The following is a 19,743-nucleotide window of genomic DNA, read 5'->3' as shown; positions in this document are numbered from 1 at the left end:
TTAAAGTATTGTGTTTTCGCATATATTAATATGCGCGATTGGTTTGTTTCAAAATAACCGATGAAAACGTTTCTCGTGAAGTGATTCCAGCTGGAAATCTGGCTTACTTCGCCAGATTAGTATAACGTTTGAGACTCAGTCGCGGCGTTGACACGCTAACTCTCACACCATGTCGACAATGTAGTCGCTCTGAATGACCACAGCCCATCTCAGTTATGTGCGCCACCGGTTTCCGCCCCAAGCCTATTTCAAAACTATCGGCTCACCATGCGGAGTTGCAGATGCTGCTGTGTGCCACGCAGTTTTTGTTGCTTCAAGATCCGCTCTGGTCGTTAATGACTTGTCGGATACCAATTTTTCGAGAGCCGACAGCCAGTGTTGATAATAGCTGCGCTCTACTCCTGAATGGATTTCAAACGACAAGGCACTTGCCCATTCATCCCATCCGAATGCTCCGTTTTGATGAAGGTTCACAGCCATTGCAAAAGCTTGGGCTTCCCAAGGTTCGTTAAACACGGGCTTATCATCTTGGAGAATGATGGCAGGCAAAACACTTAAGTTTGGACTGTTCATAAGTTTGCTCTCAGATACGGTTCCCACAAGTCAAGTGACATTGTGTCGACATCATTTCCTTGATCACCCCAGAGATCGCGAGATTTAAAGGTAACTTGGTAAAGCCAATTAGGGTCCTCACCTTGACCTTGTGAATTGCTATCAGGAAATACATGAAAGCCATGGATTTTGGTAATTTGGCCATTTTTATCGCGAGCATATCGCGGTAACCGCGTATGGGTTTTGGGATGATTATTGGTTGTTTTGATCTGATCTCCCACACTCCAAGTTGGGCTGCCTTGCGGGTCTCTATTGGCCGGCCCACCAGCAAACAGCACGGCATTTACATCCTGCGCTTCCAATTTTCCTTTTACTGGTATAGGCGCATCAATCATGGTCGCAGCGGCGATTTCCGCTTCAGAAATCATCGAGCGCTCTTTCATCAATCGGACAGCAGATTCCATCCAAATTTTATAGTAGGGGGTTTGCATATATTCAGCGGGTTGCATGCTCTCTCTGGCGAACCTGGACATATCAAGATTCCATTGACAGCAAGCACCCAGGGCAATCGTCATTCCTAACGCCCGTCCTTCCCACACTGCATGAAAGAGTGGCTCATTTTGCTCTTCGTTCACTGGACCGAACCCCATCATTCCGCCGAGATCAGCGCCGCCGTTCATACTTGATCTTCCGGTTTATTGGCCATAGCCGTACCGATCATAGAGTTACGGGTAACTAACTTGGCCAATTGTTCTTCAGACCAATCATCCGTTCCTGCCGGTCTTTGTGGGATAACGAGATATCGGATCTCAGAGGTCGAATCGTGAACTTCCACTTTTGTTGTCTCGGGAAGGGATAAACCAAAATCTTCCAAAACCCCGCGTGGATCAATGACAACGCGAGATCGGTAGGGGGGAGATTTATACCAAGTTGGAGGAAGGCCGAGCACTGACCAAGGGTAGCATGAGCAAAGTGTGCAGACGGTCAGATGATGAACGTCATCGGTATTAAAAACAGCGTCTATGTGTTCGCCCTGTCGCGAGGTGTAACCAAGTGAATGAATGGCTGCTGTTGAATCCGTTTCCAGCCATTCTTTAAACTTGGCATCGCTCCAACATTTGGCAACGACATGAGCACCATTTTGTGGCCCAATCTTCGTTTCATATGTCTGTACGATCTCATCGACTGCCGCGCTGTCTATGTAGCCCTTCTCAGTCAAGACACTTTCAAGCGCTCTCACACGCGCTTCAGTTTCCGTCAAATGCGAGTGATCGTGATGATGATTATGGGTGTGCTGATCTGAACTCATATGGCCACCATAGTTGTTTAGAGTGAATGCTGGCGAAAAATGAACGAAATTACTAAATTCACTATATCAAATTATATTTTTACCATATGAGGGTTGGTTTTGGAAGTTCTTGTCAACGCAGTGTCGGCGCAGAACGGCGTATGACGTTGCCACATTGCTAATGAAAACCTGAATAACGAACAAAGCAGGGAGGGTTCTGTCGCAAATTTTAGTCGGTTTGCAGCTTTCGCTTTTTTAGTTTAAAAAAGTTCGTTCAAAATTTGCGATTTAAAGTTTAACGCTTTGACCAACTTTAAAGGCACCCATTATCCTAAAGACGTGATTTTGTATGCGGTGTTCTTCTACGTTCGCTATTCGGTTTTCTCGAACTTGTGACGAAGGTCGGCATTGTGTTTAAACGGCATAAAGGAAGTCTTCAAAAAAGGGATTTTCAGAGAAGATACACTTCATCAGGGGAATATTGCAACAAAGCCCATCTGGATGAATTCCTTCAGAAACGGCGCAATACCAAGGTTGCCAGGCGTTTACTAACCCGCTTTTTGAAAAAACAAGGTGGAGCTCCAAAGCGGATGATTACCGATAAGTTCCGGTTCTATGGTGCCGCAAAACGCGGGGTCATGCCTGACGTTGAGCACCGCTCTCACAAAGGCATGAACAACCTCACAGAGAACTCACATTTACCCTTGCGAAAACGAGAGCGAGCCATGCAGAGATTCAAATCACCGGGACAGCTGCAAAGGTTTGTGGCTGTCTTCTCCTGCCTGCGCGACCTCTTCGTTCGACCTCGCGATAAACGTTCTTCAATCGATACTCACCTTCATCGCATGAACGCATTTGCTTAATGGAAAATGGCTGCCATGATGGACGCATGAAGTACGCCCAGTTTGGGTTTTACGACCAAGTCCGACTTAACGTGACAACACCGAATATTCTTCTTCAAACAATTGGCAATGCCGCATCGTATAATAATTATCAATATTGCATATTGTATCTATGTAATAAATACAAAGTATGTATGATGACGATGTGCGGGTTTCTATATTTACCTCGAGTAAATTTGATGTTTACGTCAAAACTTCGGTGTAGATTAGTATTTTTAATTCTAATGTGGAGGGTAAATCTATATTTACAGCAGTAAACATTCATAATATTCACCTGAATTCTAAAACAAATCATTTATCACTGAATACTTACCTTGGATCACGTGAATACGCGACCTCATTGAAACCCCACAGGTTGATTCGCGCGATAAAGTTTCAAAGAAGTGGCTTGTCAAATGTAGGTTTGGCATAGCTACTGAGATATCGTAGGGTAAAGACAGGGAACACCCGTTTAACGGGAGGCCAGCATTATAGCCCAAAGCCAACGGCTGAGCACTGCAATTGTCCTTTTCAAAACTGAATACGTTCAGGAAACTCTTTTCTCTATGGAAGGAAAAGGATGGACATTCATCAACTTAAGACGTTCGTGACGGTTGCACGTGAAGGTAGTATTACCAAGGCATCGGATTTACTTTTCCGCAGCCAACCGGCAGTCAGTGCACATATCAAAAATATGGAAGAAACATTAGGCCTAACTCTATTTCAACGCACACCGCGTGGTATGGCAGTTACTCCAGATGGGCAAAGGTTGTTGGCTGAAGCTCATCAATTGCTGGATAAACATCAGCGATTTTTGGAGGAGGCGTCCCGTCTGCGGGGTAGCCTGGCTGGGCAATTGACGTTGGGCGCCGGAAGGAACTCGGGAACAGCTATTGTTAGCAATCTTTTGGCTGCTATGTCACAGGAATTCCCTGAGGTCGAGGTTGCCCTTCAACACCGGTCATCGCTGAAAGTTCTTGAAGGAATCCGGAACGGCAGTCTGGACGCTGGATTTTACACGGAAACAGGTGAAGATGATTCAGATCTCTCAACTATTGAGATTTCTAACTTCTGTATCTACCTCGCGGCTCCAGTTGGGCTTGTGCCTGTTGCGGCAGAGGTAGATTGGAAAGCACTTGAAAATACTCCCTGGATCTACCCTAGCTGTAATTCATGTTGCGGGCGATTAGCGCGAGAGCTTTTAGATACCCACGGAATACGCCCCAAGCATGTCATCAACGTGGATGATGAAGGCGTCACACGAGCATTGATAGCCAGTGGAGTTGGAGTTGGTCTTGTTCATACCAACACATCTCACAATCAAGGAAGTCAATCAGAAATCGTATTGCTCACTCAGATACGAAGATCTGCACGGGTACTCTTTGGACATTTGTCTTGTCGTGTGGAGGATCCAATAATTGCAGCTGTTCTGTCCATCCTTGCCACGAGTAACTGTGCAAGCGTGCCGTTTCGTGAGGAGGATCAGTTAAAGGCGGCATTGATCGCTTCATAGCCCAAGGTGATGCAGTCTAATGTTGAAAACCACGGATCTGCAGAAGATCTGAGGTGCAGGAGAAACATTGATGTATTTTGGGCAATTAGTTGACTGTCGGCAATATCAAAGTGGCATTGAAATATAATAACAAATTGGAATACCTAAGGAATTTCGTAACACGACCCATTGTTTTATTCTCATCAGGAGAACCCACATGAATAGAATTCTTTACAGTCTTAGCGGGGCTTCCGGGGAACATTATTCTCCCCATGTCTGGAAAATCATAATGGCGCTCAAGCATAAAGGATTGGACTTCACACTGAACCCAGTCTCCTTTGAGGACATATCAGGGATCGAGGATGGCTCCTTCACTAGCGTTCCGGTGTTAAACGATGGTGGAACCCTGCTGAACGACAGCTTTGAAATTGCGCGGCATCTTGAAGAGAAGTATTTGGATGCACCAAGCTTGTTTGACGGTGCCGGCGGGATTGCTCTATCGCGATTTGTCGAGAGCTATTGCAAGACTGTTCTACATCCCTCTCTTGCCGTTATTGCAGTCATGGACATGCACAATCTTATGAGTGATGCTGATCGCACATACTTCCGCGCAGCGCGTGAAAAACGGTTTGGTCAAACTCTGGAAGACGTCTATGCGAACCGTGGTGTGGAACTGGCTGCCCTGCCGCAGAAGTTAGCGCCCATTCGCGACTTACTAAGCGGGCAAAATTGGCTTGGCAGCAATAAACCACTGTACGCGGACTACATCTTATTTGGGACATTGCAATGGTGCCGAGTTTGTTGTGGAGCCCCTCTACTTGAACCTACTGATCCGGTTCGTGTGTGGTTTGAACGATGCCTCGATCTTCATGATGGGATGGGGCGCACAGCCATTGCTGCGTAACTTGTTTTGACGGCTCAAGCTTCATAAGTTCCGCTAAGTTATTCGTAAGGCATCGCAATTTTTGCGATGCCGTATTTTTATGCAGACCCCAATATTATCAATAATTTACCTTGCTCTTCTCTTTTTTGAGAATGCCTCATCTATCCTGAGGGAAGCCATCAGTATTTTCATCTTGTTCGCACAGACCTTTTTAGCGCCATATGGTTACAGGAAGTCAGTTTTGCGAGTGCGAGGGACAAATTTCGCGACACATCGAGCAGGAATTTTTGGAAGATAAAACCGCTTCCTGCTGACCACGTGTTCACCAAAAAACTGAAGAGTAAGAGCAAACCAATGCGGTTTGTCGGTGTGGAAGTGCGTCATGCATACACTACTCTGGCATTCTCCAATTTTTCTTTCCCGGTGAAGGATAAGACGCTTTATGGATGCACAACTTGACACTCCCGAGTATTTGGACACGGCCCCAAGCTTGCCTCCGTTTTCCTGGGTCCGACAGGTTCAAACACTAGGTCCCACTGGTACGAATTGTGAGAAAGCAGCTTTGAAATGGGCGACGCGCCAGTGCCCCAACGCCAAGCTCTTTTTGCACCCGACAATGGAACTCGCGGCAGACGCCGTAGCCAAATGCGGTGGATCAGTACTTTTAAGCGTGGTCGCTTATCCGCACCTTCACTCCATAATTTATGGGCACATCGGCAATCTGCGATTGATGGATGTTTTCATCATGAACACCGACAACATGGTTCTTGCCTCATCTACTGGAGAGACGCCGTCAGTTTGCGCCACTCACCCAGCCCCGGAGAAATTGATCCCGGCCTCCATTGAACGCAAGTTCGTAGCAAGCAATGTGATTGCGGCGGCCGAGTGCGCGAAAGGTGAGACGGACTGTTGCATCACCACTCTTTGCGCTGCCCAAGAATTTTCTTTGACCGTTTTGCGGAAACACGGGCCGGTTCCGATGGGCTTCACCATCCATGGACCGTTGGAAACCGCTCTTCACAGCCACCTAACTACGGCAGCTGAACTTCAACAACCCAATAGGAGAGAATTTTATGACTCAGAAGGCATATGAAACACCGATCGATATCCGTTACCGCGACACGGACTCCATGGGCCATGTGAGCAGTCCTATTTATTACGATTACATGCAATCAGCATATCTTGAGTACATGCATGACCTGTTGAAGCTGCCGAAGTCGGAAAAACTACCGCACATCATGGTCAAAACCTCTTGTGACTATGTTTCGCAAGCCCTGTACGGCGACCGTTTGGTGGTGCTGAGCAAGGTCACTAAATTTGGTGGTAAGAGCTTTGAGATGCAGCACGAAATGCGCTTGGGTGATCAGAAAGGCCGCGTTGTTGCAAATGCCGCTTCCACCCATGTGATGTTTGATTACGAAAAGCAGGCCACCTATCGTGTTCCAGATGCCTTTAAGGCCGCTGTAACAGCTCTGCAGGAACCTGCGAGCACGCCAGAACCTGCCTAAGGTCCATCTAACTATTTCTCGTAACCTGGAGATCTCAGATGGATCTGCAATGGAATGAACGTCAGGCTGCCTTAAGAGCAAAATACGCATCGATTGGCAGTCAGATTGACCACAACGAACTGCACCTTGGCAGGCAAACATTTGATCAGGATACCTGGGACCGGCTTTTAGAAGCCGGTCTTTGGAGGGTTATCGTCCCTTCTGAATATGGTGGTGATGGCACCAATTGGTGGGACTTTACAGCCGCACTGGAAGGTCTTGCATCTACTGTCCGCACTCCAGGCATCTTGCTTTCTGTAATTGCACAAGCTGGCATGGTTCATGCCCTTAACTTGTTTGGAACGGAAGCTCAAAAGAAAGATTATCTGGGACGCATCCTAAAGGGTAAGCTCAGTGCAACAGCAATTGCTGACCCAGATACGGGAACAGATGTAAGGTCGACCTCCTCGGTTCTAACGCCTGGTCCGAACGAAACGTTTGTACTAAATGGGGCCAAGTACAACATTGCACATGCCCCAATTGCCAATTTCACACTGGTTGTGTGTAAGCTCGACGGTCATGCGCGTGATGGTATTTCCCTTATTCTTCTCGATGCTGGCACTAAAGGTCTGGAAGTCGGCGAATACGATTACAAGCTAGGTAATCTCGATCTTCCAACAGGTCCGATGAAGTTTGACAATATCTCTCTGCATTACGGTGATTTGCTTGGGGTACCGGGCAAAGGCCTGCGGAACCTCATCACCTTCGTTTCTCTAGGTCGGCTGTACTACGGTCTCGTCTCCGCAGGGATGGTTGAGCCCATGTTAAAGGCAGCTATGGATTATGCAGGGAAGCGGCAAACTTTTGGCGTGCCGGTGATTGAGCATCAGTACATTCAAAAAAAGCTGACTGATATGCGCATCGCATCAGAGTCAGCCAAGTGGACTGCCTACGGCGCGCTCCATCAACTGTTGTCAGGCGCCCCTGAAGCGGGCATGACCTGCTCAATCGCCAAGTTGGTTGGTGCCGAGGCCATAACAAACGGGGCCATTGATCTGCTCAAGCTTTACGGCAGTAAGGGCTATCATGAAGGCGAGGTCTCAACCTTCCTGCGTGATGCATTGGCATTTTGCAGCGTTGGTGGAACCGAAGAAATGCACCGTCGCAACATCATCAGTCAAATGACGCGACTAGAGGCAATGGCCAAAAAAGATACTGCTCAAAAAGAAGTAGAGCGGACCTTGGAACCGGCCTGAGTGAAAGTGTGCCTCGATATTGCTGAGGCACCGCTACCCTTTGCATTCATAGGAGATTGTTAATGAAATTTGCCAAAGTCGCACTGGCGGCTACCCTTATGGCAGCAACCGCTTCAATGCCAGCACTGGCGAAGAATAGTGTGCAGCGTGTGCCTTCAAAAATTGACTGGTCAGCTGCCAAAATCGCTACAAAGCGCGCAGTTGCTCAAAACGCTGTAACATTGAACAAATTTGTCGACGAAGCTCCAAAAGAACTCAAGGCTATGGAGCTCCCAGTCCTTATATTTGGGTCTTCCGCAAAACTGGCAACCCCTCGCTTTGCTGGGCAGGGATCAGCTTACGCAACCTACTACGACCTGGAAGGGGCACAGATCAGCATTCTGGGCTCTCATTCTGTCCTGTCCGGAACTGATGACCTAACTTTGCATCACAAAACCGGAGCCTACGAATCCATTGGGGACGGAGCAGACTATAACCTCAACCGGTTTGGTGCGTTCTACACGATCCGTATCACCTGCGATCAGCCGACAGAAGACACCCGCTGCACAAAGCCAGATTACCTAACCTCTGTTGCTCAGAGCTTGATTGTTGTGAATGGAGCGAACCAATGATGAGACTTATTTATCTGTGTTTAGCACTCACATTCAGCTTTGCTGTACAGGCAGAGGAAAGCTCGCGGTTTATGGCGCCTGGTGATCTGATAGAGGGTACGGGTGAAGGTATTGTAAGCAAAGCAATCTTCTTTCCAAACATGCGGTTCCCGGTAGAATCCGGCCCTGCCTATGCCAAATCACATGCCTACGCACCGGGTGGGTTTAAAGGTGGCGGCGGAAGTGAATGCGATGAGGCCAATTACTCTTATCCATGGCGCGATAACTTCTGCGAATTCCGTAGAGCTGATCTCCCAGTTTGTGCATCAGGTGGGCACCAGGGGCAGGATATTCGTCCCGCATCTTGTGAAGCCAGCAAACATTGGGCTGTCGCTGCTGATAATGGCATCGTGGCACACGTAGGCCGGTTCGCTGTAACCATTCAGACAGCATCCGGCACGCTTTATCGTTATGTGCATCTTGATATGGATACCCTTCAGGTAAAGCCAATGGATAAGATCGCCAAAGGCAGTCGCATCGGAAAGGTCTCCAACAACTGGCTCACAAAACTTCCGATCCATCTACATTTCGACGCTAAGGACACGGTCTTGCTGGATGGACAGGCAAAATCAGTATTTTTGCCACCTTACTCTAGCCTTGTTGCCTCCTATCAGCTCATCATGGATTGATAGGTTGCCATAGCACAGCAAAGGGCGCCGCAAGGTGGTGCCCTTTTTGTGTTTACAGATTTTATCCCATAAAGGAATGCAGAATGACTGAAATGCTTTGGGTTTTCGGATATGGGTCCCTGATCTGGAACCCTGGCTTTGACCCTATGGAGCAAGTGCCAGCACGGCTTGAGGGTTGGCAGCGAAGGTTCTGCCTATGCTCCTTGCGATACCGTGGCACTTTTGAAAAACATGGGTTAGTGCTAGCGCTCGACGCCTCACCAGATTCATATTGTGATGGTGTCGCACTGGCCATTCCTCGCGATAAGCAAGAGGAAGTACTTAAAGACCTCCGTGCGCGCGAGCTGTTCAACCCGGCTTACTACGAAATCATTACCACTCTCTCACTTCGAGATGGTCGGAAGGTTGATGCCCTCACATACGTTGTTAATCGCACGCATGAGCAGTACGGCCAATTTGAGCCCGAAGAAGAGGCGCAAATTATATCTACAGCTGCAGGGGAACGTGGACCCAATTGTGACTATCTATGGAATACAGCAGACCATCTCCGCGAACTTGGGTTAGCGGACCCCAATCTGGATTGGTTGTCGGATCGGGTTCGTAGTTTGAGAGCCCGTTCTGAAGTCATTGCCTAAACCACCAGCGCGTCACCAAACGCGCTGGTCATCCTTTTAACTTGCAGCATTGGTAAGCGGAGTTTGGTTACAGACCAATTGCCCCTGTTCCAGATGACATATCTTATCTGCGAGAGCCCGCGTGACATCCAGGTCATGCGTGAACAAAACCAATGCTACATTTCTGTTCCGCATAGCCCCTCGCAGGATTTCCAAAACTTGGCTACGTGCTTGCATATCAAGCGCTGATGTTGGTTCGTCGGCAACCAGGCAATTCGGACGTGTCGCCAATGCTCTAGCAATCACCAATCGCTGCGCTTCCCCGCCAGACAAATTTGCCGTTTTCCGCTTTAAGAAATCACTTTCCGTAGGTAGGCCAACGCGTTCTAACAGCTTCGTCAAATCTGCCATATCTCCATCAGTCAGCATTAATGCTTCCTGCAAAACTTCGGCAACGGAGAAATGACAGGCCATCGCCCTGTGTGGGTGCTGAGGGATAAGGGTTGCTAGTGGGCGCGTTCGCGCAACATCAGTTCCCCAATACACAAACCCATCTTGAATCTTCTCATATCCTGTCAGGAGGTGAGCTAATGTTGTTTTACCGCTGCCGCTCGGCCCGAGGACAGCCATGCACCGGCCAGCAGGCACAAATGCAGAGACATCTGACAGCAAAGGTGTACCCTGTATTTCATGACTGATGCAGTTGATTGTCAATCCATTCCCAACTTTTGCCTCTAAAATGGGATCTTGAATTGAATTATCTTTGGGGAAAGGTCTGGGCTTATTGGAGGCACGACGTAGCTTCAACAACTGCTGTGTGTACAGACTACGAGGTTGCTCTAAGACCTCTTCAGCAGTCCCAATCTCTGTAAGCCGGCCTTGTCTCAAGACCGCCGCATGCGTTGCGAGGCGTCGTGCAAGATCAATATCGTGTGTAATTAGCATTTGACAACGTCGTTCGCTGCCATTCTGAAACGCTCTCAGCGCAATTTCCCGATTGACCATATCCAGTGCGGTTGTTGGCTCATCCAATATCAAAAACTCTGGATCATTAACGAGGGCGAGAGTGGTGAGAACCCGCTGGATTTCTCCTCCACTCAATGCAGCTGGATAACGATGCAGAAGACGTTCGGGAATATTGCCTTTGGCACACACGTCCCGTGCATCACGACGATAAATTCCGTGAACGTGCAAAAGTTCTTGAACATGTTGCAAAACAGTCAAATGCGGGTTCAACGCATCTGCCAGTGCCTGCACTATCATTCCAGAACTGTGCCCGCGCATTGCCTGCAATTGGTGCTTGTTTGCACGAAGAACATTGAGTTGTCCCAACCATGCCTCACCAGTCCAGCTGAAATTGTTTTTGGGGACCGGGACCTGCCCATCTTTAAGACGGTATCCATGTGTCAGACCCATCAGTACATGTGCAAGGCTGGTTTTACCGCCACCGGGTTCCCCAATCACCGCCAATGTTTGTCCAGGATGGATCTCAAATGTGATATCCTGAAGCAGCGGGCGAATGCCATGGTAGAGGCTTAATTGTTCAACGCGTATCATAACGTTCTTTCCCAGTGGGGTTGGCAGTCAGAACATAGCCTTCGCCAATAACCAAAATTCCAATAAGAAACAGAGAGAGTGCGCCAGCTGGCGGAAGCAACAACCAGGCCCAAGCATCAGTATAAAGATGCGCCATTGCATCCTGAATCATGTTGCCCCACGTCAAAAGCCGAGGATCTGTTAGTCCAAGAAATCCAAAGCCAGCGCTCTTTAAAGCAGCTTGGCGCACGTTTTGCAAAAATAGGCCCACAATAGCAGGCCAAATTGCAGGCAAAATATGGTGCCGTAAACAATAAATCCGACTGGCTCCCATGCGGCGGGCAAAGTGTACATTTTCGCGAGTCAATTCACGTAAAAGGATCGGCAAAGCAACCCGTACATCCTCATGCCATCCAGTAAGCGATAACAGCACGACCAGTCCCAAAAAACCCGGCTGGATCCACGCCGCCAACAACAGTAGCACGAGGAGAGAGGGGATCACCTGCAACACATCAACCAGACGTAAGACAGCACCGCGCAACCGCGGCCCGCTGAAGGCAGCAAGACTGGAAGCCGCAAGAGCAATGGCCAGTGCAGCAGTTGCCGTTATGAGCGCAAGAAACACGGTAATAGGGGCTGCCCGCAAAAGGCCAATAAAAACATCCTGACCGATACCATTCGTTCCCAACCAATATGCCGCGCTGGGAGCCTGCAAGACATCGGGACTGGTTTTATATTGTGGCAAACTTTCTGATAGAGCGAAGCCAGCCATCACCAGAACAGTACCAGCGGCGAGGGCGCCACGAGATACAAAGCCTGCACTTTGCGTGGCAGAAGACCAATATCCCAGCATAAGATTACCCCCTCCGCGCAAGGCTTGCAGCGGTGACATCAATCACCCAATTCAATGCAAGCACAAGTCCTGCAAGTGCAATCACAGCACCTTGCAACAGCACATAATCGCGATCCAGAATGGCATTATAAATCAGATGCCCAGTTCCCGGATATGAGAAGACAATCTCGACAAACAAAACAGCGCCAAAAAGCCCGGTCAGAGAGTCGCTCATGCGGGCAAGAAAAACTGGAAACAGGCTTCGGCCATAATAGGCTGTTCGCAACCGCCATCCTCTTATTCCACGACCACATGCATTGATGACAAAGGGACGGTGAGACAAGGTTATCGCTTCACCTCTGGCCAGAAAATAGAACCTGGAAACCTCGTGCAAAGAAAGAGCCAGCACCGGCAATACTGCATGGCGAGCAATGTCAAAATCCCTCTGGACAAGACTTGAACTTGGGAACAGCGGTTCAGCCCCCCCCGTAGGTAAAACGGGCCAGAGAATACCAAAAGCCAGCAATAGCAACACTGCTGTTGTAAATGGAGGCAAACTAGCGATTACAGTTATGACGCCAGTCGCAATCCGGTCAAATAATGCACCTGGAGATTTGCCGGCTTCAATACCGCCCACGGCCCCAATAATGAGAAAGATTGGCGCCGAACAAGCAATCAACAGCAGCGTCCACGGCAGGGATGCCATGAGCAGAATTGAAACCGGAGCGGCATGCTGAAGGGAATAACCGAGATCCCCTGCTACCAGATCGGTCAAATAGACTTTCAGTTGTTGTAACCAGTCACCAGACAGTCCCATATATGCGCGCATCTCTGCAGCTTCCATGCTGGTCAAATCCCGTGAGAGATCAGAGGACACCATCATTTGCACTGGATCTCCTGGCAAAAATCTTGGCAGGGAAAAGCTGAGTAATATCAGCATCAGAAACACCAGGAGGCGGACACAAAGGCCGGACAATATATTTATTATAAATGGTGGCGTCACGAGATTGCTCTACCTGAGTATGTTTTATTGGAATACCAGCCACCCTTAGGTGGCCGGTTTGGACTCTGTGTTCCCGGCAATCAATCCACCAGATACGATTTATGCAGAGCTGAAGGTACGCCAATGGCAACTCCACCCGGCATAAACTGAAGGCCTGAAAGTTTGTCGTTATAGGCAGTTACCATGTAGGGATTGGCGATCGCATAAGCTGGTAATTCTTCGGCATAAAGAGCCTGAAAATTATCTAAATTACCTTTTCGCGTTTGCGTTGTGGTTGCCAGTGCCTGCGCCATTGCGAGGGCCTTTAGCATCTTTCCGTCATAGCGGTCACTGGACCATTTTTTGCCAAACACACGCCGCAATATGCCGTTCGAGTCGCCCAGTGTGCTAGAGGCATAAAGCGCAATATCATATTTGCCACCTATGGAGCTGTCCTGAAGAGCTGCGCGTTCTAAAACCCGCACATCCATCTGAATTCCGAAAGCTTCCAGCTGTTCAGCCAGCACTTTGGCGATGTTGCTTTCACGCTTGCTTGCAATCAGGCGAAGAGTTACCTGCTCTCCATTATTGTACCAGTTGCCATCCCTGTCTTTTGTCCAACCTTCACCCAGAAACAGACCTGCTGCTCTTTGAGGGTCATATGTGTAGGATGGATGAACAGCTTGCGACCGCCACGGCGACCCAGTTTGGAAGAACCCAGTTTCCGCAACCTCGGCGGTATCTTGAAAGACCGTTTCAACAATGGATTTACGGTCAATCGCATATGCCAAGGCTTGCCGGAGTGCTTTCACTTTGAACAAGCCACTGTGATCAAACCCCAATCGAACAATATGGTGGCTGAGGAACTTCACGACATTGAGGCCAATAGCCTTCCCTTGCTCCAAGCGTTCCGGTGGGAGGTAAGAGATTACATCAATGCCTTCGGCTTGTGCTTCTCGTAACGCAGCGTCTGTCGACATTTTCACAATCGCGATCCGGTGAAATTTCGGCTTACCTAAGTAGTAGTCGAGGTTTTCTTCCAGAAGATAACGCCCACGTGCCTTGTTGTAACCGGCAAGCCGATATGGTCCGCTCCCCGTTGCAGCTATTGCTTCAGCAAATCGCTGAGGTTCTTCAACACTTTGATAAACGTGTTTAGGCAAAACAGGCATAGAAAGTAATAAGCCGGTCAGAAGCCCTGCATCGGGTTGCTTCAGCGTTAAACGCAGATGATCTGCAGAAAGAACTTCTGCCGACTTCACATTTTCTGTAGAGGCAAAAACATAAGGATGCTCTCGCATATAGCGGAAGGTGAATGCAGCATCGCCGGCGGTTACGGGCTTCCCATCGTGCCAACTTGCCCGCATGTCCATGTAGATATCGCAGGACAATCCGTCCTTGGATAGGGTCCAACGGCGGGCAAGGCCTCGTGCGAGTTGACCGTTTTTGGCTTGGCTTAACAGCGTGTCAAACACATAGCTGGTATAAAGGTAGCTGATGCCATTTTTGCCATGAACATAGGGGGCCAGCATCCCTCGATCTCCGCGGGCATCGGTTATAACCAGTCGATACTTTGGTTCAGCTAAGCCGGCAGTAGCGGTAAGGAGCAGTGCCGTAGTAGCGGCCACCGCAACTCGCATAATTGAATTATGGAAAAGGTGCATGTCTCAGGCTTTTTAAGCGGGACGCACGGCAACATGCGCATCCTCTGGTTCCGGATCATGGCTGCCACGCAATTTGCGCAGTTGGCTGGTGGTCATCTGCAGGGACAAAAGGTTTCAGGTCTAAAATCGGCGTGCCATCAAGGCAATCAAGGCCGCTAACCGTCAAAATATTGCCGTCCCAATTTAATAGTTCAACCGCGCTTAACCCAATTGGGTTCGGGCGGTTTGGTGAGCGACTTGCAAAAACACCACGTGCTACTTCTTCTCCCCGGGCACTCCGCACAAGGGCGGTCCGGTCAGAATGATGCAGCCAGTAAATTACCCACAAGTGAGAAGCCATCGTGATGTTCAAAAGCGCATCCGCGAAAGGTGGATGAATTTCCAACTCGCATTGTTGAGGATTACGTCTGCTGGATTTAGGGCATTGGCTCACCGTCTGGAAACCGGTGCGAACCAGTCCAATCGGCTCCATGTGTATCTCATAGGACATAGTGGTCTCGCGTGGACTAGTCATCAGAAAGGCCAAGATACGTTTCTAAAATAGTCACTTACGTCTCCAATTCCAAAACTCACTTTAAGTACAAATCGATACTTGGAGACCTCAAAAGAGTAAATTCGAATTATTCTATAAGTCACCTCAGAAAACCTGAGGTCTGCGCACAGCGATACACTCAATAATTTTGAGGCTATGCCTCTGATAAATCGATTGGATTATTGGTCCGCGCAAAAAACATACTCCGGCACCTCAACGTGAATTTAGAATCGTAGGTCGCCATGACAGATCAGACGCAGCCCGATACCAATCCGGCTTCTAGTCTCAGAACATCTCCCGACACTCCAAAACCCTCCGCGATCAATAAGCAGACTTGGCAATTTGCTGGTGTCGCATTGGTAGCAACAGTAGCTGGCACTCTTGCTGCCGCTTATCTACCAGCAGGAATGGCTGTAGCAGCAGTCTTGTCTGTCGGCTGCCTCGGCTTGTGGGCCACCGGTGTCGTTCCAGAATACTGGACTGCACTTGCCTTCTTTTTTGTTGCTATCGTCATACAAATTGCACCACCCGAGGTCGTGTTTTCCGGGTTTCAAACGTCAACATTCTGGCTGTTATTCAGTGGACTTGTTCTTGGTGCTGCAATCAAACACACCAAGCTTGATAAGAGGGCCGCAGTCCTGTTGATGCGGTTACCGCTGAACAGTTATGCGGGGCTGGTTTCCAGCATCGTGGTCTTCAGTGTGGCGCTGGCTTTTGTGGTGCCTTCTTCCATTGGCCGGATAATGATCCTGTTGCCGGTCATCTCAGCTTTAGCAGCTCAGATCGGCTTCAAACCTGGTTCTAATGGTCGAACAGGAATGTTATGTGCCGCTTCCTTCGCAACTTTTGCACCAGCTTTTACAATTTTGCCCGCCAATGCCCCTAACATGATCCTGGCAGGGATGAGCGAAAGCCTTTACGATCTGAGCATTTCTTACTGGGATTACCTGCGACTGAACTTTCCAGTTCTGGGATTTGTTAAATCAATCATTCTTGTTGGTCTGACGCTGGTTATGTTCCCAGACAAACTACCAGAAACCTCCGGTGACGCCCCAGAAGAGACAACACCTGTCAGTGCTCAGGAGTGGCGGTTAATCGTCATTTTGGCACTCTGCCTCATCTTCTGGCTAACTGATAGTCTGCACCCCATTGGCCCAGCATGGGTTGGCCTTGCAGCTGCACTTGCGTGCTTCTGGCCCAACGCAAAACTCACCTCCAAAACCTGCATCAATCAGGACCTCAGCTATGGATCGCTGATGTTTGTAGCAGGTATCATGGGGTTGGGTGCTGTCATTTCAGCAGCTGGTCTCGGCGAAGCTTTGGTGCAATCGGCAGGTGATCAAGCCGGATTTTCGCCAGACACTCCTATATGGAACCTTTCTGTACTCACCGGACTTTCGACATTGGTTGCAATGGCTACCAATTTGCCGGGTGTTCCTGCAGTAATGACCCCCATTGCAGGCGATCTTGCAGATATAACCGGTTTACCTTTGCAAACCGTGTTGATGACGCAGGTTCTTGCTTTCTCCAATGTATTCTTGCCGTTTCAGGCCCCGCCATTGGTTGCTGCAATTCAAGTTGGGAATCTACCTGCAAAAGCAGTGATTAAGCTGTGTCTGACGCTGTTTGTTATCAGCCTCTTTGTGTTGGTGCCTGTCGACATGTTGTGGTGGTACTTCCTCGGCTACCTCTAAGCCCAGTTAGGCCTGCCTCAAGTATTGGCCCACAAGAAACCTGAGGCCGGCCTTCCGATCTTTCGATTTGTGCAAAGTGAATTTCCACCCCTAGCTATAGCTGTTTTCAAATTGCGAGGTGAAAGTATGATGGACCGATTTACATGGCTACGAACACTTGCTTACAGTGGCGCGCTGGCCGTTGCGATTACGGGCGGTGCTGCTCAGGCTGAACAAGCCGCAGACTGGCAAGAATCTGCCATGGATCTTATCAGTGCAGAAAAGTGGCCGGGCGCAAAGCGTCAACGTACTCTTGCTGTGTTGCATACAGCAATGTTTGATGCTGCTAATGCGGTAGATGGAACATATGCGCCCTATGCGTACACCGGACCCACAAATTCCGTGGCGTCCGTTGAAGCAGCTGTGACGCAAGCAGCCTTGCATGTCATGTCTACTCTGATGCCAGAGCGTAAAGTTGAGCTGGAAGCCATTGCCGAGAAGCGCCTCGCAAGCGTCAAAGATCCAGCGGCACGCGATGCGGGTGTAGCACTGGGGCAAGCGGTCGCGATAGAGGTGCTTTCTGCGCGCGTCGCAGACAATGCCGACTTTTCAACTGACTACACCCCCGGTCCGACTGAAGCAGGTGTCTATCAGAAAACCTCCAAACGCAGCATGGTCGCGCCGAAGATCAGCAAAATGAACCCCTTCGTTCTCTCTTCAGCAACTCAATTCCGGGTACCACCACCGCCATCTTTGAACAGTATGCAATTCCAACGTGGATTAAGCGAAGTGGTTGAGCTGGGCGGTAAAGAAACCCAGATGAATGAAAACAACGTTTTCATTGCCAAACTTCATGCTGGATCAGGGTCTGGTGCATGGAATCAAATTGCTGTGAAAAGCAGCATGGCCTGCAATCTGTCTCTGGTAGAGGAAGCCCGCACACTTGCGCTTTTGAACATTGCCCTAACGGACGCTTTGGTCGCCGGGTTTAACGCTAAATATGAATACGCTCTCTGGCGTCCAGAAACCGCGATGAATGCATTGGGTAAGACCTATACGCATCCAGAGTTAAAGCCCGACATGCAATGGAGTTCACTGGTAGCAGCACCAATGCATCCAGAATATCCATGCCAGCATTGCACCAGCGGCAGCGCTGCGCAGGAAGTTTTGGAATCCGTGTTCGGAGACGGTGAGTTTTCCTTCACCTTTAACGGCAAAGGCGGCCTTTCCAAAAACTACGTGAGCTTCCAGCAGTTTGCTGAGGAAGAATCTGAGTCTCGCGTAATGGGTGGAGTACATTACCGCCGTTCTAACGCAGTTGGCGACATGCTGGGTTATCAGATCGGTTCTTACATTGCGGAGACCTCCTTACAGCCAATAGGCGATGCAGCAAACATCGAGAATTGTACAGGCAGCCGTTAGTCACTCCTCCTGACTTGGCTGGCACTTGCAGACCGCCGTTCCATTCCCTGGCGGTCTGCCTTTTTTCAAAGGGAGTTGAGAGGGCGGAACCGTTACCTTCCGGGCCTTCGATTTCAACAATGAGCAGACACATACATTTAAAGGACGGGTACTATGGATAACCGCATTGGTTTGGCACTACGCATTGTTTTAGTTGGGATAGGCGCAACGCTCTTTATGGATATCTGGGCCATTGCAGCTGATACCCTCTTTGGCATTCCACAAAGTAACTTTGCCGTAGTGGGGCGCTGGCTCGGTCACATGATGGATGGAGAATTCGTACATCAAAGCATTCGTAAAGCCGCACCTATCGCTGGTGAGAGTTCTATTGGATGGACTGCTCACTACCTGACCGGTATCGCGCTTGTTGCTGCTTTCATCGCTATTTCCGGTACCCGCCAACTGCAAAAACCTATGTTTGTTTATGCATTGCTATTTGGTGTTGTGACCGTAGTCTTTCCGTTTTTTGTTCTGCAACCTGCTCTCGGTGCGGGAATCATGGCCTCCAACAGACCTGATCCTAATTTTGCCCGCCTCAAAAGCTTGATGACGCATTTTTCTTTCGGACTCGGGCTCTACCTAGCGCTTTGGGTTCAAGCCAAGGCTTTCAAACCCTTCGCAAAACCGCTGTCATCAGCTTCCTAAACAACCAGAGTGAGTGCAGAAACACCCACCGCTTTTTCTTTGAGGCGGTGGGCGTTTTTCTTGTCTAACGAGACTTAAGAGGCGCTGAGTTCAGGCTCCCGGCGCGTCTGGTACTGCGGTAAATGGTTTTTAATCTTCGCCACTACATCGGCTGGATCCGGAAGAGACTGGTGGCCATGGATTTTGCCCATATGAGGATCATAGTTCTCACGCCAAACAGGGTCACACACCTGATAGCCATCTTCGCGGATCTGAGTAACATTGCGCTTTACCGATGCTTTTTTCCACATAGGTCCGCCCATCACTGGAAACAGAAGTACCGGAAATTCTGCTGCGAGAACAACGGTTGTGAGACGGTTAAGAGATGAGCCGTTTGCAACAGCTGACAAAGTATTTGCAGTTGCCGGCATGATGGCAAGAATATCGTGTTCCGCCGCAATCCGCCCGGGTTTATCGGTAGCCCAATCTTTGGGGTCATCGCCGCAAATCAACCGATCCACGAAAAGGGCGATGCTGTCCATATTCACAAACTTTGTCGCGTTTGGTGTGAACATAGCCGTCAGTGAGCAGTCAATGGAATTCTTGATTTCACGAAGATACGTAGGCAACAGTGTGGCATCCAACGAGCCCGTTGCTCCAACTAGAATTCGTGCCTTGACCGAAGGTGCATTGGTGATCATCAAAAC

20 protein-coding genes and 1 pseudogene are annotated in these 19,743 nt (G+C 49.2%); 12 read left to right on the top strand and 9 right to left on the bottom strand.

Annotated elements, in window-relative coordinates:
• Positions 1–243: 243 nt before the first annotated feature.
• From BLS62_RS04535 to nthA, 3 genes are read right to left on the bottom strand one after another with little or no spacing between them, the layout of a single operon-like run.
• Positions 244–573, bottom strand: a complete 330-nt coding sequence (locus BLS62_RS04535) for a nitrile hydratase accessory protein (protein WP_093177244.1) — start codon at positions 571–573, stop codon at positions 244–246.
• Positions 570–1,232, bottom strand: a complete 663-nt coding sequence (gene nthB / locus BLS62_RS04530) for a nitrile hydratase subunit beta (protein ID WP_093177549.1) — start codon at positions 1,230–1,232, stop codon at positions 570–572. The genes BLS62_RS04535 and nthB overlap by 4 nt, the downstream gene beginning before the upstream one ends.
• Positions 1,229–1,861, bottom strand: a complete 633-nt coding sequence (gene nthA / locus BLS62_RS04525; RefSeq protein ID WP_093177241.1) for a nitrile hydratase subunit alpha — start codon at positions 1,859–1,861, stop codon at positions 1,229–1,231. The genes nthB and nthA overlap by 4 nt, the downstream gene beginning before the upstream one ends.
• 476 nt (positions 1,862–2,337) lie before the next feature.
• Between nthA and BLS62_RS04520 the strand changes: the two are divergent.
• The 9 genes and pseudogenes from BLS62_RS04520 to BLS62_RS04480 all read left to right on the top strand — a co-directional run.
• Positions 2,338–2,703 (top strand): annotated as a pseudogene (locus BLS62_RS04520) (DDE-type integrase/transposase/recombinase); the annotation flags it as partial.
• Between the two features lie 598 nt (positions 2,704–3,301).
• Positions 3,302–4,234, top strand: a complete 933-nt coding sequence (locus tag BLS62_RS04515; RefSeq protein WP_093177545.1) for a LysR family transcriptional regulator — start codon at positions 3,302–3,304, stop codon at positions 4,232–4,234.
• Positions 4,235–4,430: 196 nt separating this feature from the next.
• Complete coding sequence (locus tag BLS62_RS04510; protein ID WP_093177542.1) at positions 4,431–5,117, top strand: glutathione S-transferase family protein; 687 nt, start codon at positions 4,431–4,433, stop codon at positions 5,115–5,117.
• A gap of 421 nt (positions 5,118–5,538) precedes the next feature.
• Positions 5,539–6,189: a prephenate dehydratase gene (locus tag BLS62_RS04505; protein ID WP_093177539.1), complete on the top strand. Its 651-nt coding sequence runs from the start codon at positions 5,539–5,541 to the stop codon at positions 6,187–6,189.
• Positions 6,170–6,604: an acyl-CoA thioesterase gene (locus BLS62_RS04500; RefSeq protein WP_093177535.1), complete on the top strand. Its 435-nt coding sequence runs from the start codon at positions 6,170–6,172 to the stop codon at positions 6,602–6,604. The genes BLS62_RS04505 and BLS62_RS04500 overlap by 20 nt, the downstream gene beginning before the upstream one ends.
• A 38-nt stretch (positions 6,605–6,642) precedes the next feature.
• Positions 6,643–7,839, top strand: a complete 1,197-nt coding sequence (locus BLS62_RS04495; protein WP_093177532.1) for an acyl-CoA dehydrogenase family protein — start codon at positions 6,643–6,645, stop codon at positions 7,837–7,839.
• A gap of 62 nt (positions 7,840–7,901) precedes the next feature.
• Positions 7,902–8,450 (top strand): hypothetical protein, encoded by a 549-nt coding sequence (locus BLS62_RS04490; RefSeq protein ID WP_093177528.1) that lies wholly within the window; start codon positions 7,902–7,904, stop codon positions 8,448–8,450.
• Positions 8,447–9,118 (top strand): M23 family metallopeptidase, encoded by a 672-nt coding sequence (locus tag BLS62_RS04485; RefSeq protein WP_093177525.1) that lies wholly within the window; start codon positions 8,447–8,449, stop codon positions 9,116–9,118. The genes BLS62_RS04490 and BLS62_RS04485 overlap by 4 nt, the downstream gene beginning before the upstream one ends.
• A gap of 83 nt (positions 9,119–9,201) precedes the next feature.
• Positions 9,202–9,753 carry a gamma-glutamylcyclotransferase gene (locus BLS62_RS04480; protein ID WP_093177522.1) on the top strand — a complete coding sequence of 184 codons (552 nt, stop codon included), beginning with the start codon at positions 9,202–9,204 and terminating at the stop codon, positions 9,751–9,753.
• Between the two features lie 36 nt (positions 9,754–9,789).
• Here the strand turns inward: BLS62_RS04480 and BLS62_RS04475 are convergent, their stop codons facing one another.
• The 5 genes from BLS62_RS04475 to tsaA all read right to left on the bottom strand — a co-directional run bounded on the left by BLS62_RS04475 (position 9,790) and on the right by tsaA (position 15,260).
• Positions 9,790–11,289 (bottom strand): ABC transporter ATP-binding protein, encoded by a 1,500-nt coding sequence (locus tag BLS62_RS04475; protein WP_093177519.1) that lies wholly within the window; start codon positions 11,287–11,289, stop codon positions 9,790–9,792.
• Entirely contained in the window at positions 11,276–12,121 is an 846-nt protein-coding gene (locus BLS62_RS04470) for an ABC transporter permease (RefSeq protein WP_093177516.1), read from the bottom strand. The genes BLS62_RS04475 and BLS62_RS04470 overlap by 14 nt, the downstream gene beginning before the upstream one ends.
• Positions 12,122–12,125: 4 nt before the next feature.
• Complete coding sequence (locus tag BLS62_RS04465; protein WP_208990683.1) at positions 12,126–12,983, bottom strand: ABC transporter permease; 858 nt, start codon at positions 12,981–12,983, stop codon at positions 12,126–12,128.
• A 200-nt stretch (positions 12,984–13,183) separates the two neighbouring features.
• Positions 13,184–14,614: an ABC transporter substrate-binding protein gene (locus BLS62_RS04460; protein WP_208990682.1), complete on the bottom strand. Its 1,431-nt coding sequence runs from the start codon at positions 14,612–14,614 to the stop codon at positions 13,184–13,186.
• 187 nt (positions 14,615–14,801) lie between these two features.
• Entirely contained in the window at positions 14,802–15,260 is a 459-nt protein-coding gene (gene tsaA, locus BLS62_RS04455; RefSeq protein ID WP_208990681.1) for a tRNA (N6-threonylcarbamoyladenosine(37)-N6)-methyltransferase TrmO, read from the bottom strand.
• A 260-nt stretch (positions 15,261–15,520) separates the two neighbouring features.
• On the opposite strand from tsaA, the gene BLS62_RS04450 reads away from it, so the two are divergent.
• From BLS62_RS04450 to BLS62_RS04440, 3 genes are all read left to right on the top strand, one after another.
• The gene (locus BLS62_RS04450; protein WP_093177506.1) at positions 15,521–16,972 is read left to right on the top strand and encodes an SLC13 family permease; all 1,452 of its coding nucleotides are present in this window, start codon (positions 15,521–15,523) and stop codon (positions 16,970–16,972) included.
• Positions 16,973–17,098: 126 nt separating this feature from the next.
• On the top strand, positions 17,099–18,373 hold the full coding sequence (locus tag BLS62_RS04445; RefSeq protein WP_093177504.1) for a vanadium-dependent haloperoxidase: 1,275 nt from the start codon (positions 17,099–17,101) through the stop codon (positions 18,371–18,373).
• Between the two features lie 153 nt (positions 18,374–18,526).
• Positions 18,527–19,057 carry a DUF2938 family protein gene (locus tag BLS62_RS04440; protein WP_093177502.1) on the top strand — a complete coding sequence of 177 codons (531 nt, stop codon included), beginning with the start codon at positions 18,527–18,529 and terminating at the stop codon, positions 19,055–19,057.
• 74 nt (positions 19,058–19,131) lie between these two features.
• Here the strand turns inward: BLS62_RS04440 and BLS62_RS04435 are convergent, their stop codons facing one another.
• Positions 19,132–19,737 carry a flavoprotein gene (locus tag BLS62_RS04435; protein ID WP_093177500.1) on the bottom strand — a complete coding sequence of 202 codons (606 nt, stop codon included), beginning with the start codon at positions 19,735–19,737 and terminating at the stop codon, positions 19,132–19,134.
• Positions 19,738–19,743 lie beyond the last annotated feature (6 nt).

This window comes from Pseudovibrio sp. Tun.PSC04-5.I4 (assembly GCF_900104145.1).
GTDB lineage: Bacteria > Pseudomonadota > Alphaproteobacteria > Rhizobiales > Stappiaceae > Pseudovibrio.
Note: the sequence above shows the minus strand (reverse complement) of the source record. Positions and strands in the feature narration are given on the sequence as shown.

Bases quoted from the DNA above. Each gene is read 5' to 3' on its own strand.
- BLS62_RS04510 (WP_093177542.1), top strand. From the start codon at position 4,431: ATGAATAGAATTCTTTACAGTCTTAGCGGGGCTTCCGGGGAACATTAT.
- BLS62_RS04435 (WP_093177500.1), bottom strand. From the start codon at position 19,737: ATGATCACCAATGCACCTTCGGTCAAGGCACGAATTCTAGTTGGAGCA.
- BLS62_RS04495 (WP_093177532.1), top strand. From the start codon at position 6,643: ATGGATCTGCAATGGAATGAACGTCAGGCTGCCTTAAGAGCAAAATAC.
- BLS62_RS04475 (WP_093177519.1), bottom strand. From the start codon at position 11,289: ATGATACGCGTTGAACAATTAAGCCTCTACCATGGCATTCGCCCGCTG.
- BLS62_RS04485 (WP_093177525.1), top strand. From the start codon at position 8,447: ATGATGAGACTTATTTATCTGTGTTTAGCACTCACATTCAGCTTTGCT.
- nthA (WP_093177241.1), bottom strand. From the start codon at position 1,861: ATGAGTTCAGATCAGCACACCCATAATCATCATCACGATCACTCGCAT.
- BLS62_RS04505 (WP_093177539.1), top strand. From the start codon at position 5,539: ATGGATGCACAACTTGACACTCCCGAGTATTTGGACACGGCCCCAAGC.
- BLS62_RS04480 (WP_093177522.1), top strand. From the start codon at position 9,202: ATGACTGAAATGCTTTGGGTTTTCGGATATGGGTCCCTGATCTGGAAC.
- BLS62_RS04445 (WP_093177504.1), top strand. From the start codon at position 17,099: ATGATGGACCGATTTACATGGCTACGAACACTTGCTTACAGTGGCGCG.
- BLS62_RS04500 (WP_093177535.1), top strand. From the start codon at position 6,170: ATGACTCAGAAGGCATATGAAACACCGATCGATATCCGTTACCGCGAC.
- BLS62_RS04535 (WP_093177244.1), bottom strand. From the start codon at position 573: ATGAACAGTCCAAACTTAAGTGTTTTGCCTGCCATCATTCTCCAAGAT.
- BLS62_RS04470 (WP_093177516.1), bottom strand. From the start codon at position 12,121: ATGCTGGGATATTGGTCTTCTGCCACGCAAAGTGCAGGCTTTGTATCT.
- nthB (WP_093177549.1), bottom strand. From the start codon at position 1,232: ATGAACGGCGGCGCTGATCTCGGCGGAATGATGGGGTTCGGTCCAGTG.
- tsaA (WP_208990681.1), bottom strand. From the start codon at position 15,260: ATGACTAGTCCACGCGAGACCACTATGTCCTATGAGATACACATGGAG.
- BLS62_RS04515 (WP_093177545.1), top strand. From the start codon at position 3,302: ATGGACATTCATCAACTTAAGACGTTCGTGACGGTTGCACGTGAAGGT.
- BLS62_RS04440 (WP_093177502.1), top strand. From the start codon at position 18,527: ATGGATAACCGCATTGGTTTGGCACTACGCATTGTTTTAGTTGGGATA.
- BLS62_RS04465 (WP_208990683.1), bottom strand. From the start codon at position 12,983: ATGATGGTGTCCTCTGATCTCTCACGGGATTTGACCAGCATGGAAGCT.
- BLS62_RS04450 (WP_093177506.1), top strand. From the start codon at position 15,521: ATGACAGATCAGACGCAGCCCGATACCAATCCGGCTTCTAGTCTCAGA.
- BLS62_RS04460 (WP_208990682.1), bottom strand. From the start codon at position 14,614: ATGCTGGCCCCCTATGTTCATGGCAAAAATGGCATCAGCTACCTTTAT.
- BLS62_RS04490 (WP_093177528.1), top strand. From the start codon at position 7,902: ATGAAATTTGCCAAAGTCGCACTGGCGGCTACCCTTATGGCAGCAACC.